The organism is Saccharibacillus sp. JS10, assembly GCF_024436065.1.
GTDB lineage: Bacteria > Bacillota > Bacilli > Paenibacillales > Paenibacillaceae > Saccharibacillus.
The window spans coordinates 63,725-79,652 of the sequence record NZ_JANFNS010000006.1 but is presented as its reverse complement, the minus strand read 5'-3'; the positions used below and the strand labels follow the sequence as shown (position 1 = coordinate 79,652).

The 15,928-nt window shown below is 47.5% G+C and carries 13 protein-coding genes; 4 read left to right on the top strand and 9 right to left on the bottom strand.

Going from position 1 to position 15,928, the window contains the following annotated elements; all coding sequences use genetic code 11:
- Window positions 1-4 precede the first annotated feature (4 nt).
- The 8 genes from NOM90_RS17105 to NOM90_RS17070 all read right to left on the bottom strand — a co-directional run bounded on the left by NOM90_RS17105 (window position 5) and on the right by NOM90_RS17070 (window position 10,879).
- On the bottom strand, window positions 5-1,537 hold the full coding sequence (locus tag NOM90_RS17105) for a Na+/H+ antiporter subunit D (protein ID WP_255943708.1): 1,533 nt from the start codon (window positions 1,535-1,537) through the stop codon (window positions 5-7).
- Window positions 1,534-1,881 carry a Na(+)/H(+) antiporter subunit C gene (locus NOM90_RS17100; protein ID WP_255943706.1) on the bottom strand — a complete coding sequence of 116 codons (348 nt, stop codon included), beginning with the start codon at window positions 1,879-1,881 and terminating at the stop codon, window positions 1,534-1,536. The genes NOM90_RS17105 and NOM90_RS17100 overlap by 4 nt, the downstream gene beginning before the upstream one ends.
- Before the next feature lies 1 nt (window position 1,882).
- A complete protein-coding gene (locus NOM90_RS17095) occupies window positions 1,883-4,738 on the bottom strand; it encodes a Na+/H+ antiporter subunit A (RefSeq protein WP_255943705.1) in 2,856 nt (951 codons plus the stop codon).
- A 33-nt stretch (window positions 4,739-4,771) separates the two neighbouring features.
- Complete coding sequence (locus NOM90_RS17090) at window positions 4,772-5,416, bottom strand: universal stress protein (protein ID WP_255943825.1); 645 nt, start codon at window positions 5,414-5,416, stop codon at window positions 4,772-4,774.
- Window positions 5,417-5,583: 167 nt separating this feature from the next.
- A complete protein-coding gene (gene uvrC / locus NOM90_RS17085; protein WP_255943824.1) occupies window positions 5,584-7,635 on the bottom strand; it encodes an excinuclease ABC subunit UvrC in 2,052 nt (683 codons plus the stop codon).
- A 217-nt stretch (window positions 7,636-7,852) separates the two neighbouring features.
- Window positions 7,853-8,173: a thioredoxin gene (gene trxA / locus NOM90_RS17080; RefSeq protein ID WP_037291158.1), complete on the bottom strand. Its 321-nt coding sequence runs from the start codon at window positions 8,171-8,173 to the stop codon at window positions 7,853-7,855.
- Window positions 8,174-8,377: 204 nt separating this feature from the next.
- The gene (dnaI, locus tag NOM90_RS17075) at window positions 8,378-9,325 is read right to left on the bottom strand and encodes a primosomal protein DnaI (RefSeq protein WP_255943823.1); all 948 of its coding nucleotides are present in this window, start codon (window positions 9,323-9,325) and stop codon (window positions 8,378-8,380) included.
- A 57-nt stretch (window positions 9,326-9,382) separates the two neighbouring features.
- A complete protein-coding gene (locus tag NOM90_RS17070; protein ID WP_255943702.1) occupies window positions 9,383-10,879 on the bottom strand; it encodes a replication initiation and membrane attachment family protein in 1,497 nt (498 codons plus the stop codon).
- Window positions 10,880-11,276: 397 nt separating this feature from the next.
- Between NOM90_RS17070 and hemQ the strand changes: the two genes are divergently transcribed.
- A complete protein-coding gene (gene hemQ / locus NOM90_RS17065) occupies window positions 11,277-12,023 on the top strand; it encodes a hydrogen peroxide-dependent heme synthase (RefSeq protein ID WP_255943700.1) in 747 nt (248 codons plus the stop codon).
- 92 nt (window positions 12,024-12,115) lie between these two features.
- Here hemQ and NOM90_RS17060 read toward each other — a convergent pair whose 3' ends face one another.
- Window positions 12,116-13,306, bottom strand: a complete 1,191-nt coding sequence (locus tag NOM90_RS17060; protein WP_255943698.1) for an NAD(P)/FAD-dependent oxidoreductase — start codon at window positions 13,304-13,306, stop codon at window positions 12,116-12,118.
- A 406-nt stretch (window positions 13,307-13,712) separates the two neighbouring features.
- On the opposite strand from NOM90_RS17060, the gene NOM90_RS17055 reads away from it, so the two are divergent.
- The 3 genes from NOM90_RS17055 (at window position 13,713) to NOM90_RS17045 (ending at window position 15,918) form a co-directional block, all read left to right on the top strand.
- On the top strand, window positions 13,713-14,714 hold the full coding sequence (locus NOM90_RS17055; protein WP_370866642.1) for an NAD(P)/FAD-dependent oxidoreductase: 1,002 nt from the start codon (window positions 13,713-13,715) through the stop codon (window positions 14,712-14,714).
- A gap of 310 nt (window positions 14,715-15,024) precedes the next feature.
- Window positions 15,025-15,225, top strand: coding sequence for a hypothetical protein (locus tag NOM90_RS17050; protein WP_255943696.1), 201 nt, complete (start codon window positions 15,025-15,027; stop codon window positions 15,223-15,225).
- A gap of 24 nt (window positions 15,226-15,249) precedes the next feature.
- Entirely contained in the window at window positions 15,250-15,918 is a 669-nt protein-coding gene (locus NOM90_RS17045) for a TraX family protein (RefSeq protein WP_255943694.1), read from the top strand.
- Window positions 15,919-15,928 lie beyond the last annotated feature (10 nt).

Genomic DNA, 15,928 nt, shown 5'->3' with positions numbered 1-15,928 from the left:
ACATCTACTCCTTCAGTACAGCTTCGATATAGAGTTGAGGATTATCCAAAGCGGCTCCAGCCTGTGAAACGAAGCCGTATACGCCGTTTGCCGATAGACCGATCCCTATGACGAATATCATCAAAAATACAGCCGAGACGCTCGCTAAGCGATTTTTTCTTTCTGGATATGCTTTCTCAGAAATTTCGGAAGCGTGCTTGGTATCCGAATACATTTCGTTCTCGTCGTCAGGCTCCGGCTGAGTCCCCCAAAACGCTTCGCGGAAAATTTTGATCAGCGAATACAAGGTAAGCAAGCTGGAAGCCAACGCAAGTAGCGATAATGTCAGCATCCCTTCTTCCAGCCCTCCGCGTACGATCAACACTTTGCCCACAAATCCACTGAGCGGAGGTATGCCCGTCAACGCCAGCGCCAAAATAAAGAACATCCACCCGAGACCCGGACGAACTTTCATCAAGCCGCCCATCCGGTCCAATTGATCGCTTCGCGCTGCTGCAATCAACATCCCGCCGAGAATAAACATAAGCCCTTTGGATAAAATATCATGCACCATATAGAATACGACCCCGTCCATGCCGTCTTTGATCCCTGTGGCAAGACCAAAAGCGACGAATCCGACTCCGATCAAAATATTGTAGTTCAAAATACGCGGAATATCGCGATAAGCGACAGCTCCGATACCGCCCAGTACCATCGTTACCGCTGCCATGCCTGCAATCCAACTGCTCGTAAACGAAGGGTCGCCGGGGAAAATCAGCGTGAACGTCCGAACGATCGCGTATAGACCGACTTTGGTCAATAGACCGCCAAATAACGCACGTACCGCAAATGGCGGTGACGCATATGAACTTGGAAGCCAGAAGAACAGAAACAGCCCGGCTTTAAGCGAAAATACGATCAAAAACAACACGGCGATCACGTTCAAAATCCCGCCCTGCCCGACTTCCGCGATGCGTAGCGACAGATGCGCCATATTCAGCGTTCCGACCGAAGCATATAGATACGCAACCGCCGCGACAAACAACGTGGACGATAAAATATTAATAAGCAAATATTTCGGTGCTTCGCGCATCTGCTTTTTCGATCCGCCTAATGTAATCAGCGCATAAGACGAAATCAGCATGACTTCGAAAAAGACGAATAAATTGAAGATGTCGCCCGTCATAAACGAACCGTAGACCCCAACGAGCAAGAAGTGGAAAAACGTATAATAATAATGATTTTCCCGCTCCGAATCGATACTCGCAAATGAATAAAGCAATACCGCAAACGAGGTAATCGAAGCGGCAAGTACCAGTAACGCCGCGAACATATCGGCAACGAATACAATACCGTAAGGCGGTGCCCAGCCCCCGAATTGCAACGTCAATATCCCTTCGTTTTTCACTCTCAGTACGATTGAGATCGCAATCCCAATATTGGCAATTCCTCCGATTACGCCGATTGTACGCTGAAGTGCAATATTTTTACGGAAAAACATCAAAAACACGGCGATCACCATCGGTAAAAGCACAGGCAATACAAGCAAGTTATTCAAGAGTTCGCCTCCTTATCTTCCACGTCGTAACCGTCGATTTCATCGGTGCCGCGCGTTTGGTACGCTCGATAAGCGAGAACGAAATATAAGGCGGTAATCCCGAAACTAATCACGATCGAAGTCAAAATCAACGCTTGCGGCAACGGATCGGCATAAGACTCTACGCCGTCGCTTAACACAGGAGCCGCTCCACGCTTAAGCCCCGCCATCGTCATCAACAACAAATGCACGCCGTGTGTCAGCAGGGAAGTTCCGAGAATGATCCGCAACAGACCTTTGGATAGAATCAGATAGACGCCGATCATAAAAAGCGCGCCTACGGCAATCGCCATAATCCATTCCATATCAGTCTTCCCCCTTTATCGAAAAGATAATATTCATCACAACGCCAACGACCGCCAAATATACGCCTAGATCAAATAATACAGCCGTCGCAAGCTCCGTATCGCCTAGAATCGGCAGATCGAAATGATCGAAAGCTTGACTAAGGAACGGCGCTCCGAATACAAACGACCCTGCCGCGGTCAAAATCGCGATACTTAAGCCGATCGCCGTCATGATCCGATAATTCACCGGAATCACCCGGCGAATCGTATCCGTCCCGAACGAAACGGCTACCAAAATCAATGCCGCTGCCGTCATCAATGCGGCGATAAAGCCGCCGCCCGGATTGTTATGACCGGCGAAGAACAGATACAGCGAGAACGAAATAATGATTAACACGATCACCCGGGACATCGTACGCAAAATGACGTCGTTGGATACCAACGGGAAACTTTTGCGATGCAAAGACTGACTGCCTTCTTTGTTTGCCGGAGTCGTCTGCACGCCCAGTTTGATCAGACCGAAAATACCGAGCGAAGCTACGCCAAGCACCATAATTTCGAACAGCGTATCAAATCCCCGGAAATCGACCAGAATTACGTTGACGACGTTTTTGCCGCCTGCCGATTTGTAACTTTCATTCAAGAAGTAGGTGGAGATCGGTTCAAACGGGCTGCTGCCCATCGACGCCAACGCGATCAAAGTGACCGTCACCCCTACGCCTCCGGCAACGAGCAGATTAGTCCATTTGAAAACCGGACGTTCTTTGGTCGATTTGAGCTTGGGTAAAAATTTGAAGCAAAGCAAGAACAAAACAACCGACACCGTCTCGACAATCATTTGGGTTAACGCCAAATCCGGTGCCCGGAAAATCAAGAACAAAGCCGTGACCATATATCCGACTGCCCCGGTGAACAAGATCGCATTCACTCTTGAACGAGCAAAAGGTACGGCGGCAGCGGTAGCCAGCATCACGACCACAAGTGCCACTTCATAAAAAGTGATCGGTGCGTAATTGTCCATGCCTAATCGAATATCAGGCGAGAACACAAGCGTTCCGCATAATGCCGCGATAAAGAAGATCAAAATATAGATCAGATAATGACGTACCGAACCGGTCATATACAGATCGGTCAAACGGCGACCGCCGTTTTCCAATAACGAAAGCAGCCCGTTATACAATCGATTCAGCGTATCCCGGTTGCTCCATTCGCGATCCAGCAACTTGAAGCGCGTATACGTTCGATAGAGCAGCGTACCGAGCAAGACTACCCCGATGGTCATCCATAATTCAGGTGTCCAGCCATGCCAGAAATGAATCGAAACGTGCACCGACTCAAAGTCTACGCCGCCTCCGCGTATTGCCGCTACCGCTGGATCGATCAGATTGTACGCCAGCAGATTCGGCATAAACGCAAATACAATAGCTAAAGACACAAGCAAGATCGGTGAAGCGAGCAGCCCTGCCGATGCTTCATGCGGCTTTTTGTCCAATGTGTTTTCTTTGAGTTTGCCGCCGAACGTTTTGAATACCAAGATCATGCTGTACACAAACGTAAATACGCTCGCGATCCAAGCCAGAATCGGTAACAGCAACATCCACGAACCTGCATTCAAGACATCGAATTCAAGGATATGGACCATAGCAGTGAAAAACATCTCTTTACTTAAAAAACCGCTGAAAGGAGGAAGCCCCGCCATCGAAAACGAACCGATCAAAGCGATTGCAGAGGTAATCGGCATTAGCTTCATCAAGCCGCCAAGTCTGCGTAAATCGCGAGTTCCGGTCTCGTGATCGACAATACCCACGACCATAAACAGCGACCCTTTAAATACAGCGTGGTTGATCAAATGAAAGACGGCGGCTGTTGTAGCCAGCCCAAACCAAGCGACTTGATCGGCATCGGTATAAAAAGCAGCCGCGGAACCGACTCCGAGCAAACTCATAATCAGACCCAATTGGCTAATCGTTGAGTATGCCAGCAATGCTTTGAGATCCGTCTGACGGATCGCTTTGAACGATCCGTACGTGAGCGTCACCAGACCCGTTAGCGATACAATCCAAAACCATTCGGTGGCTCCCGCAAAAATCGGGCTCATTCGAGCGACTAAATACAATCCTGCTTTTACCATCGTTGCCGAGTGGAGATAAGCACTGACCGGGGTCGGCGCTTCCATCGCATCAGGCAACCAAATATGAAACGGGAATTGAGCGGATTTCGTGAACGCACCGAGCAACACCAAGATCATTGCAGGCAAAAATAACGGTTGATCGACTAGCTCGGAAGCTTGCGCCGCGATTTCGCGAATACTGTAAGTTCCGGTCATCGCATAGAGCAAGTTAAATCCGGCAAACATCGCCAGACCGCCAAATACGGTAATCAACATCGATTTCAAAGCGCCGTAACGCGAACGTTCACGGCGATACCAGAACGCGATAAGCAAGAATGAAGCGATACTTGTCAGTTCCCAGAATCCGTAAAGCACCATCAAATTGTCTGAGAATACGACGCCGAGCATAGCGCCCATAAAGAGCAATAGATACACGTAAAAATTACGGATCGAATCTGTTCTTTTGCCCATGTAGAACATGGAATACCAGACAACCAGAGCACCGATTCCGCTAATTAACAGACCGAACAGCAAGCTCCAACCGTCTAATACAAACGACAGATTAATACCGAGATCCGGCATCCAGGGAATTTCGACTACGATATTTTCGCCCGATCCGATTTGAGACATTTGACTAATCAAATAAGCAAATATTGCGACCGGCACGGGCAAGACTGCCCAACCGGCATGAATGCGGGAAAACCAACGCATCAAAGGAATAAGCGCAGCCCACAGAAATGGAATAAGAATAGCGATATGTAGCACGTGTAAGCGTTCCTCCTTTCACGGAAATCTAGGTCATGACTTGACCCATTCCCCTTGGATGATTTTTAAATATTCAGCTTGTCCGTTTTTGACGACTTTGAACAACCCGCTATCGAAGTCGGTATCCAACTCGCGGAAAAAAGTACCTTCAATGATATCTTCGCCTACGGGAGAATCGCCGACGCCGGTTTCCAGTACATAATGCGATTTGGTACGAATCAATCGAGCCGGCATCCCTTTTTCGTGTGTTTCCTCCAGAAGTTCCGGATAACGCTGTACCGCTACGATATGTAGATCGATCGCGCCGATTCGCTCTAACAAATCGTCTACGAAATCGCCATGCGTTAGCTCGTGCCAGATCGATTGACTCGAACGACCAATAATAATCTGAGTCACACCTAGCTCCAGTGCCGCTTCCGCGATCACATCGGCAGGCTTATGCCCGCTGCTGCATTTTCGCACCATAAATTCTCCGCCGGCTTCTTCGGTCTGCTTTTGCCAACCCGATACATAACGTTCTTTTTCCAAGTTGTATTCTTCTTTTCTGGACGGTGCAACCGTCAATACTCGAAGTGGCGCTTTCAGAAGCTGTGCCAGTCGAGTTCCCCTTTGAATCAAACGTTGTCCGTGAGGGCCGTAGTGTACGCAAACCAGTATGCTTTCGTTGTGTGTATCCATCGTCAAAGTTCAACCTCTCCTTTTGTCCGAAAAATGATTGCTTATTTCTATTTACCTAAAAAAACACAGAAAGAGCCCGCTTTTGGCAGGCTCCTCCGGATGAATCTTATACAATTAAAACTCATTATATCGAGAGAATTTGAGAAAGTAAAGAAGGCTTCATTCTGTTAGGCTTCTTCTTTGAGTGCGTCCAGAATTTGACGCGCCAATTTATCGCCGATCGACAAAGGACGGAAATCTTCGACCGAAGCTTCGCGGATCTTTTTAAGGGAACCAAAATGCTTGAGCAACATTTGGCGGCGTTTGTCACCGATACCCGGAATTGAATCAAGCTTCGACGTCACCATCGATTTCGCGCGTTGTTCGCGGTGGAACGAGATGGCAAAGCGGTGTACTTCGTCTTGAATGCGCTGTAGCAGATAAAACTCTTCGCTGTCTCTGGCAAGCGGAACCACTTCCGGCGGATCGCCGCTCATGAGCTGAGCGGTGCGGTGCTTGGAGTCTTTCACTAGACCCGCTACAGGAACGCTAAGCCCCAGTTCGTTTTCGAGCACGTCGATCGCGACCGAAATTTGACCTTTACCGCCGTCGACCAAAACGAGATCGGGCAGCGGCAAGTTTTCTTTGAGCACGCGCTCGTAGCGGCGGCGAATGACTTCGCGCATCGTCGCGTAATCGTCCGCGCCTTTGACGGTGCGGACTTTGTATTTGCGATACTCTGACTTGGCAGGCTTGCCGTCAAGGAACACGACCATCGCGGATACGGGATTCGTCCCTTGAATATTCGAGTTATCGAAAGCTTCGACGCGGTGCAGACTGTCGAAGCCCAGCGCGACGCCAAGCCGGTCGGCAGCGCCGCTGGTACGTTCTTCGTTCCGCTCGATCAGGCGGAACTTTTCTTCCAGCGAGACGCGGGCGTTCTCGCACGCCATCTCGACCATTTTGCGCTTCGAGCCGCGCTTAGGCACCAACGCCTTCACGTTCAGCCATTGCTGAAGCGCGGCGGCGCCGTTCAAGTCGCCCGAACCGAACGATTCGGGCTTAGAAGCGTCTTCGGCAGCTTCGCTTGCCGTATACGACTCTTGGGACTCCGCGACCAGCGGCAAGTCATTGCCGCCCACTTCCGCTTCGCCGGAAGCTTCGTCGCCTTCGTCGTCGCCGTCCGCATCGGCGGCTTCGTTCGCCGCCATGATCTCGGCGCGCGAAGCCGCTTGCGCCGAAGGAGCTTCGCTTGCTTCAGAAGCGGCTGCGCCGCCTTCTTCGCTCGCCGGCAGCAAAATCTCTTGCGGCAAAGCCGGGTTGTCGCTGTAATACTGCGTCACATAAGACAAAAAGTCCGCATACGCTTCCCCGTAGAACGGGAAGCTCGACGCATGGCGTTCGATCATTTTACCTTGGCGGATATACAAGATCTGCACGCACATCCAGCCTTTATCGACCGAATAGCCGAAGACGTCCCGGTCTTTTTTATCGGTAGCGTTGATTTTTTGTTTTTCCATCACTGCTTCGATGTTCAAGATCTGGTCGCGCAATTCTTTGGCGCGCTCAAAATACAGGTCTTCCGCCGCTTCTTCCATTTTGCGGCGCAATTCTTTTTTAATTTCTTCATGGCTGCCGCCGAGGAACCGCGCGATTTCATCGCGAATGCCGTCGTAATCTTCTTTGCCGATATCTTTGACGCAAGGCGCTAGGCATTGCCCCATATGATAATACAAGCAGACTTCTTTGGGCATCACGCCGCATTTGCGCAGCGGATACATACGATCAAGCAGCTTTTTTGTTTGCTGCGCAGCGTAAGCATTCGGATACGGACCGAAATAACGTGCTTTATCTTTGAGCACCCGCCGCGTCACTTCAAGCTTCGGATGCTTTTCGTTCGTAATTTTGATATACGGGAATGTTTTATCGTCTTTGAGCAAGACATTATAACGCGGCTGATGCAGCTTGATCAGATTACATTCCAAGATCAACGCTTCCATATTGCTTGAAGTCACAATATATTCGAAGTCGCGAATATCGATAACCAACCGCTGCGTCTTGCCTTCATGACTACCTGTAAAATACGACCGTACACGATTTTTCAAAATTTTCGCTTTGCCGACGTATATAATCGTACCTTCTCTATTTTTCATCAGGTAACAACCCGGAAGTTCCGGTAGCAACGCTAATTTGTCGCGAATATGCGTCAGCGCTTTTTCCTGTTCCTGAATCGTTTCCATATGCGTATCCACGATCTGCTTGACCTCCCTGTCTGTGAAACGACGTCTTTCTTGTTGCATTACCCTTTTTTATTATACGCTAAAAGAAGAAGGACTTACACCAAAACCCGAACATGCGCTCCCTACTTCGGATTTGGATCGAATTGTATGAATGACGATATAAAGACGACATAAAAACCCCCGGCAAATTGCCGAGGGCTTGAATGAAAGGTAAATCTTATTCGTGTTTCGAAAGAACGCCTTTCAGCGCTTCTTTGGAGTTTACGCCGATCAATTTGTCAACCGGTTGACCGTCTTTGAAGAAAATCATGGTTGGGATACTCATAACGCCGAAACGGGAAGCCGTTTCTGGGTTTTCATCCACATTGACTTTAGCGATTTTGACATTTGCGCCAACTTCGCCGTCCAATTCGTCAAGAATCGGAGCCAACATTTTACAAGGTCCGCACCATGGTGCCCAAAAATCAACAAGAACGGTTCCTTCGCCTGCTTCTACTTCAGTTCCGAAAGTTTGGTCGGATACATTTACAATAGCCACGAAAATTCCTCCTTAATATATGCTGCAAGATTTATCTATGGCACTCAATAACCATCTACTCAGTGCCGCGAATCGCAGAGTTAAAGATAACTTGCGCTTATCTACTTGTCAATTATAACACGCATTTTGGTTTTACGAAACAATTAATTGTATTCATTTGTAAACTTATTACCTTTTGTAAGTGAAGATTTGATGAAGTCGGAATCATCCTCGCTTGTTTTTGCCCAATACCCGAACGACATCCACAAAAGGCGAAATACGGTTCATCAACCGTTGTCCTTTGTACGCTTCTTCGCCGTCTTTGTTGGTAAAGCTTAGATGCTTCTCCAGATCAGATAGCGAATAATTGGACGTATAGAACGTCGGTTTGCGATTCATCCGATGATTCAAGATCGAACCCAGTACATGGTCGCGTACCCAAGGCCCCATATTTTCCGCACCGATATCATCGAAAATCAATAAATCCGTCTGTTTCATCAGCTCGACGGTATCGCGAAGTTTTTCGCCGTCTTGGATCATCGATTTGACGTCTTCGACAAAGTCGGGCATATAGACGATCACGCCGGATAATCCTTCTTTCGCCAACTCATGCAGCATAAAGCACATCAGATACGTTTTGCCCGTACCGAACGGCCCTTCCAGATACAGCCCTTTGCTCGGCAAGCCGGAACCTTTTGCCGCGTCGATATAATCCAATATTTTGAGTACCGCCGGCGAACGCGCCGGATCTTTACTCATAATCTCCACTTCGTCGTAGCCTTCTTGCAGTGCCCGTTCATCGACGTAAAAACTTTGGATTCGACTGCTGATCTGCTTGTCCCGCTCATGCGCCAGCTGAAGATTACACGGCGCTTTATAATCGCGAATCCGCAATTGACCGTTCACGTCGTCGACGCTGAGCTTGGTGTAATGCCCTTGAAAATCGTTTGGACAATTCTCAAGACCCGGACAGTTGTCGCAATGCTGCTTTTCTTTGACAAACTCGTATAACCGGCTTAAATTTCGCGTCATCTCCTGCTCGGTCAGTGCCGGATATTCCAGGCGCAATTTTTGCACATCCGGCTCGTTCAATATTTTCGTTTTCAAATCTTCGGTTTGTTGACGAATTCTTGAGCCGCCGAACTGCTTCAATACATCGCCGATCGAATCCATTCCCATATCTTAGCCCTCCTTTCTTTACATAAAATCAATATTGATTATTTAAATGAATTACTTCTTTTTATTCGCTTTTCGCTGCTCGGCTAACCGTACATATTCGGCAAATTCTTCGTCGCTGACGGCTGTTTGTACCGGAGCATTTTGCACGATTGGAATTTCCGGCTTCCCTCGCACTGCTTTGCTTTGCGTCCGGGTACGGGTGCCGTTTTGCGGCGTCGTCTGACGTTTCGGGTTATTTTGATCCCTGATATACCGTACCGCTTTTTCGTACGTATCAATCTGGCGCAGCAACATATTCGAAGCGATCGAATCGACAAAGTTACGACTGATTCGTTGATCGGCGTCTTTGCCAAGCATGGTCACTAGATAGTGGATCAATACATTGATGACTTCACCCGGTAATTTGTAACTCAAATCGATCGTACTGAACATATCAAGCCATTGTCCCGGAACGGTTCCGGGGAAAAAGTTACGCAGTAATCCGGTGTACGGTTCGTTGCGGAGCAGCATATTATATTGGTGAATATCGCATTTCGACTGAAACTGCGTCGGAACCTCCAAATAATACTCCATCTCCACCGCATGTTCGACTGGCGTGTCGTTGACCGGTTCTTCTTCCATGCGAACTACGCGGGCGGCACGGACTTGGCGTTCTTCGGTACGTTTCGTCGTCTGACGGAACGTAAGATTGGCACGGTTTTGCAGATTGTCCAACATCAGTTCTCCATCGCTCGAAAAAATTCCTTCTTCGTCCAGCAGCCGCACGATATCTTCCACATTCAAATCGAATTTGCGCGCCACGTGATTGATCATACCCATCTGCTCGCGGTTATGCCTTAACCCTTCGACGAACTGACGATTACGTGCTCCGCGGGGGAAATGCAAAATGACGTCCGAATAATCGAATAGCGGTTCTTCGACCGGCATATTTTTGCTTTGACGACGCGCCGGAGAAGCTTCGGATAACGCCTGTTCCAGCTCGTAATCAATCACATGCGTATTCAATTCGAAAATTTCGTAGAAAGGCTGTGAAATGTTTTCTTTTGCCGCACGACCCAGTTCCCCTAGTTCTTCCGGTTCGCCGCTCCAAAATTTTTCTTGCAATGCCAGTACCGCAAATTTCCCGATCCGGTCGCGCAGCAGCAAAGTCAGATGCTGCGTCGCGAAAAAGTCGGATGGCGGTAACGGCTGCTGAAGTTCATACTCGTAAATATATTGATCTTGCTCCGGTACGTATAACCGATGCGTCTGAAGCAACCCGACAGCTTCGAGTTTCGACGCATTTTCGACCATTAGCGTGCGTCCGCGGTCATTCGGCTCAACTCCCAATGTCAAAAAAAGACCGCGCTGCGGCTCCAATAACGAATAACCCGTTCGTTCGGCAGGCAAATGCTGCACAAGCAAACGGTATAAAGATATCGCGGACGTGCCGACCATCGGTTGATAGACCAAGGTCAGCATACGCTCATCCAGCTGACTGAGACTAAAATCGCGATACGTATAATAACGGTGATGTTCCGTATAGTGCAACAAACTTTTCATGCGCATTGGCGGATGTCCCCCTCTTGTCCTAGCAAATTGCGCGTACAAATAAATGTGCTCCTCGGAACTCGCCCTTAGCTGTGGACAGGTTCGTTGGAGCTTTTTTATTTTAACACAATTTGATGGACAAGAAAGGTCGTCCAATGTCCAAATTTCAGCGAATATAAATGAGGCTCTTGACCGGATGCGTTCGCGCTTCGGAATACGACTGTTTTCAAAAAGAACGGTCATTTACGTAAAAAAGAATCTTTTTTCGGTTACAATTGCCCTTCTCTTCTTCGTTGCGATACAATGGAAAATGGAACTTCTCGAAAAATACGGTTCTTATTGTATACCCCTCGATTTTTGCAATCTTCTTTGTGAAAATTTTGACCATACCATCTGATTTAGGAGTGATCGATTCATGAATGAAGCTACATTAACGTTAGAAGGCTGGTATTGTCTGCATGATTTTCGTTCTATCGATTGGACGATGTGGAAAGCCGCTGACCAAGAACAACGCGCAGGCGCTATCGAAGACCTCGAAGAATTTATGAAAGAATTTTCGGTAACGGCGCAAGAAGGAACCGGCAGTACAGCGGTCTACTCGATCGTCGGCCAAAAAGCAGACTTCGTCTTTATGTATTTGCGCGAAACTTTAGACGATCTTAATCGTTTGGAAACAGCGTTCAACAAAACAGACTTTGCCAAATTTACGAAAAAAGAATATTCCTATGTAAGCGTTGTGGAATTGAGTAACTATCTGAGCAAAGAAGGCGAAGATCCGATGCAAAATCCGCATGTGATCGCTCGCTTGAAGCCGGAACTGCCGAAATCGGCTCATATCTGCTTCTATCCGATGAACAAAAAACGCGACCTCAACGACAACTGGTACATGCTGTCGATGGACGATCGCAAATCGATGATGCGTAGCCACGGTCTGATCGGACGCAGCTATGCGGGCAAAGTGAAGCAAATCATCAGCGGCTCGGTCGGTTTCGACGATTGGGAATGGGGCGTAACGTTGTTCGCGGACGATGCTTTGCAATTTAAAAAGCTGATCTACGAAATGCGTTTTGACGAAGTCAGCGCTCGCTACGGCGAATTCGGCGCTTTTTATGTCGGCAATTTGTTGGACTGGGAAAAAGCGGTTGAGATGTTAAAAGTGTAAGACCGCACAAGGAATAAAAAAAGGCTTCCGCATCCCGTTTGCACGGGGCGGAAGCCTTTTGTGTATCGGTTACCCGATAATTTTAATGTTTCTTACAAGAAACGGCCTTTTTTCAGAACCAGACCTACTCCGCCGATCACGAAGAGGTAACGAGCGTCAACGACTTTTTTCAGTTGAGCTGCTGGCCAGCCTTTGATTTTTTTGCCTGCTACAACGGCTACCGCTTCGCCTTTACCCAAGGAAGCTACAGTACCTTTGTTGCTGAATACGAATTTCTCGGTTTGTTGACCACGAATCGTCGCAACCAAGTTTTTCGCTACGCGCTCGCCTTGTTGCATCGCGATTTGTGCAGTTGGCGGATAAGGACGACCTTCTGGTCCGATCATGAGCGATCCATCACCGATGATGAATACATTTTCGTGACCTGGAGCTTTGAGGTACTCGTCAACTTTGACGCGTCCGCGCATTGCTTCGAATCCAGCGTCTTCAATCAGATGGTTACCGCGGATACCGCCTGTCCATACGACTGTTTTTGCTTCGATACGTTCGCCTTCGCCTACTGTTACTCCGTTTTCGTCACAAGCTTTAACCGGTACGCCGATGCGGAAGTTAACGCCTTTTTTAGTCAGTGTATCCATTGCGTAAGTAACGAGTTCTGGATCGAAACCTGGCAATGCGGAAGGAGCAGCTTCAACATTGAACAGACCGATTTTCGAAGGATCGATTCCATGTTGTTTTGCAAGTTCCGGCAGACGGTTCGCAAGTTCGCCTACGAACTCGATCCCTGTGAAGCCAGCGCCGCCGACTACGAAGTTCAGACGAGTTTCGTCGCCGTCTTTTTTGAATTCTTTAAATTGTGTTTCGATATGCTCACGAATGCCGCGTACCGAGTTGATGCTGCGGATCGAGAATGCGTGTTCTTTCATACCTGGGATACCGAAAGTTTCTGGGTCGCCGCCCAGTGCGATAATCAGGTAGTCGTAAGACAGCGTACCGTCTTCCAATACCACTTGACGTTCTTCTGGCTTGATTGCCGTTACGTTCGATTTCACCAGATCGATTTTGAATTCGTCGATCAGGTTCGAGATTTTTTCGTACGTTTTTTCGTCCGGCTGTGTACCTGCTGCTGGCATGTGCAGTTCAGTCGTGAAGTAGTGGTAATCGTGACGGTTTACGAGTGTTACGTCAGCCTCGTTGTTTTTAAGCTTTTTTTGCAAGTTTTGAGCTGCGAGGATACCTGCATAACCGGCACCTAAAATTACGATTTTGGGAATACTGTTCATTGTTTTCCTTACCCCTTTTCCATTCGATAGTCATTTATGGGATAACCTTTTAACAAGGTTGGAGCCTCTTGTGAAATCTTACACAAAAACGGCGAGAACTCTGCCTTTTATTCGTTTATCCCGTCCGCATCTTGATTGCGACTTTCATCACATACATTGTACGCTTTTCCGGCGAATATTTCAAAACAAAATTTGAAAATCTGACGCAAATCCGACAAAAAAACGTCATTTTTTTCATGGTCACTTGCTTATGCTCGTCCAAACAAACAAAAAAGCCGGGAATTCGCTTTGCAATCCGGTGAAAAACGAGCTTATAATAAGTAGGCTTGTACAAATAAAATCATTACGGTCGCTTTTTTCATACGCTTGATTGATAATGATTCTTATCTTCGGAGGTGCTTATTCAGTGACAGAGATTCAAAACGGCGAACAGATCGCTGATATTTTGATTATTGGTGGCGGTCCAGCCGGATTATTCGCTGCTTTTTACGGGGGTATGCGTCAAGCATCCGTGAAGCTGATCGAAAGTATGCCTCAGCTCGGCGGACAACTGGCTGCTCTTTATCCCGAAAAATACATTTACGACGTTGCCGGTTTTCCAAAAGTAACCGCACAAGAATTGGTTAACCAGCTTGTCGAACAAATGAATCATTTCGAGCAGGATATCTGCCTTGAAGAAAAAGTAATCGGTGTCGACAAAGAAGACGAGCAACGCTTCAAAGTGACTACCGATAAAGGCGTTCATTATGCAAAATCCGTGATCATTACCGCTGGCGTAGGCGCATTCGAACCTCGTCGTCTGACGCTGGAAGGCGCTGAACGTTTTGAAGGTCAAAATCTCCACTACTTTATCAGTGACCTCAGCCAGTTCGCAGGACGCAAAGTACTGCTGAGCGGCGGCGGCGATTCTGCGGTCGATTGGGCACTTATGCTGGAGCCGATTGCTGAACAAGTTACGTTGATCCATCGCCGCGACAAATTCCGTGCCCATGAACATAGCGTCGAGAATTTGCTTGCTTCCAAAGTCAATATCGTAACGCCTACTGAAATTACGGAACTGATCGGCGAAGACAAGATCGAGCGCGTGGTTCTTTCTCACGTCAAAACAGGCGAAACGCAAGAAATTGAAGTCGATGATGTGATCGTTAACTTCGGATTCGTTTCTTCGCTCGGTCCGATCTCGGAATGGGGCATCGAGATTCAAAACCATTCGATCGTCGTCGATACGCGTATGGAAACCAATATTCCGGGCATCTTCGCAGCCGGAGACGTTACGACGTATCCCGGTAAATTGAAACTGATCGCCGTTGGATTCGGTGAAGCGCCAACCGCTGTCAACAACGCTAAAGTCTACTTTGACCCGGATGCAAAACTTTCTCCTGGACATAGCAGCAATATGAAGCGCTAAACGGGAAGAAATATCCACAGAATAGACATAAATGTTCAAAATTAAGCCTGTTATGCACATCGGCGCTGTAATGCCCGGTCTAACAGGCTTTTTGTCTGGCTTGAAAAAGTGCTTTATCCACCGTTCTCTGTGCGCAACTTGTGTACAGTGTGGGTATAATTGTAGAAAAAGTCTATCGTAGCGCTGTGGATTTGGGGATAACTTTATACACAGACTTGTCACTTGCCTCTGGTTAGACCAGTCATGGTATGATGAGAGCAAAATGTGATCGTTCTAATAGCTTTTTGACTATAAACAAGGAGGAACCCCCGTGGAAAAATTCGCAAGCGGTTTATATCTCGTGATTTCAATCGCGGAAATCGTGATTTTGTTAATGATCGCTGCTTTTATGGTGATGCTCGGTATTAAATTCTGGAAAGAAAAACGTTTTGGTCCTGTGATCGCTTTTGCCGTGTTCCTGATCGTTTGTCTGACTTTAACATGGTGGAGTTTGCAAGATAAATTCCTATAAAAGGCGAAAGGGGCTTTTGACGATATGCAGTTGATCGCCATGATTACGATGTTAATCGACCACTTGGGCGCCGTGTTCTTCTATGAAGAACGCTGGATGCGTATTGTAGGACGAATCGCTTTTCCGATTTATTGTTATCTGTTAGTGGTCGGTTATCATCGGACGCGCAGTAAAAAACGTTATGCAGGGCGATTGTTCGGGCTTGCGCTATTGTCGCAGATTCCGTTCTCTTTCGCCTTTTTAACATTGGGTATCAATGTAATCGGTACGTTATTCGTTTCATTGCTGATCGTTATGGCGATCGATTATTTCGAAAAAAACAAAGCGATGCAATGGACTATAGGTATCCTTCTTGTGATTTTGACTTACTTCCCGATGCAAGCTTTGGCATTTGATTACGGAACTTACGGAGTTTTGCTTGTTTTAATTTATCGTTACATACCGAATATGTGGGGAATGGTAGGCGGTCATTTCGCATTAAATATCTGGAACTTAATCTCTTTCGGTGGCGTTACACAAATGTACAGCCTTGTTACGACATTATTTATCGCAGGGATTCGTTCAACCTCGCCGGATGCCAAAACAGAAGTTCGTTTGCCGCGCTGGCTTTGGCGCTTTTTCTATCCTGCCCATTTAGCGATTATCGCATGGATAGAATGGCAACTGTACGATATAAAATGGACCGGTTTTTAACGATTACCTT

Excerpts from the sequence above, each read along its gene's own strand:
- uvrC (WP_255943824.1), bottom strand. The coding sequence starts at position 7,635 with ATGGAAACGATTCAGGAACAGGAAAAAGCGCTGACGCATATTCGCGAC.
- NOM90_RS17045 (WP_255943694.1), top strand. The coding sequence starts at position 15,250 with ATGCAGTTGATCGCCATGATTACGATGTTAATCGACCACTTGGGCGCC.
- NOM90_RS17060 (WP_255943698.1), bottom strand. The coding sequence starts at position 13,306 with ATGAACAGTATTCCCAAAATCGTAATTTTAGGTGCCGGTTATGCAGGT.
- NOM90_RS17070 (WP_255943702.1), bottom strand. The coding sequence starts at position 10,879 with ATGCGCATGAAAAGTTTGTTGCACTATACGGAACATCACCGTTATTAT.
- NOM90_RS17090 (WP_255943825.1), bottom strand. The coding sequence starts at position 5,416 with ATGGATACACACAACGAAAGCATACTGGTTTGCGTACACTACGGCCCT.
- NOM90_RS17100 (WP_255943706.1), bottom strand. The coding sequence starts at position 1,881 with ATGGAATGGATTATGGCGATTGCCGTAGGCGCGCTTTTTATGATCGGC.
- hemQ (WP_255943700.1), top strand. The coding sequence starts at position 11,277 with ATGAATGAAGCTACATTAACGTTAGAAGGCTGGTATTGTCTGCATGAT.
- dnaI (WP_255943823.1), bottom strand. The coding sequence starts at position 9,325 with ATGGATTCGATCGGCGATGTATTGAAGCAGTTCGGCGGCTCAAGAATT.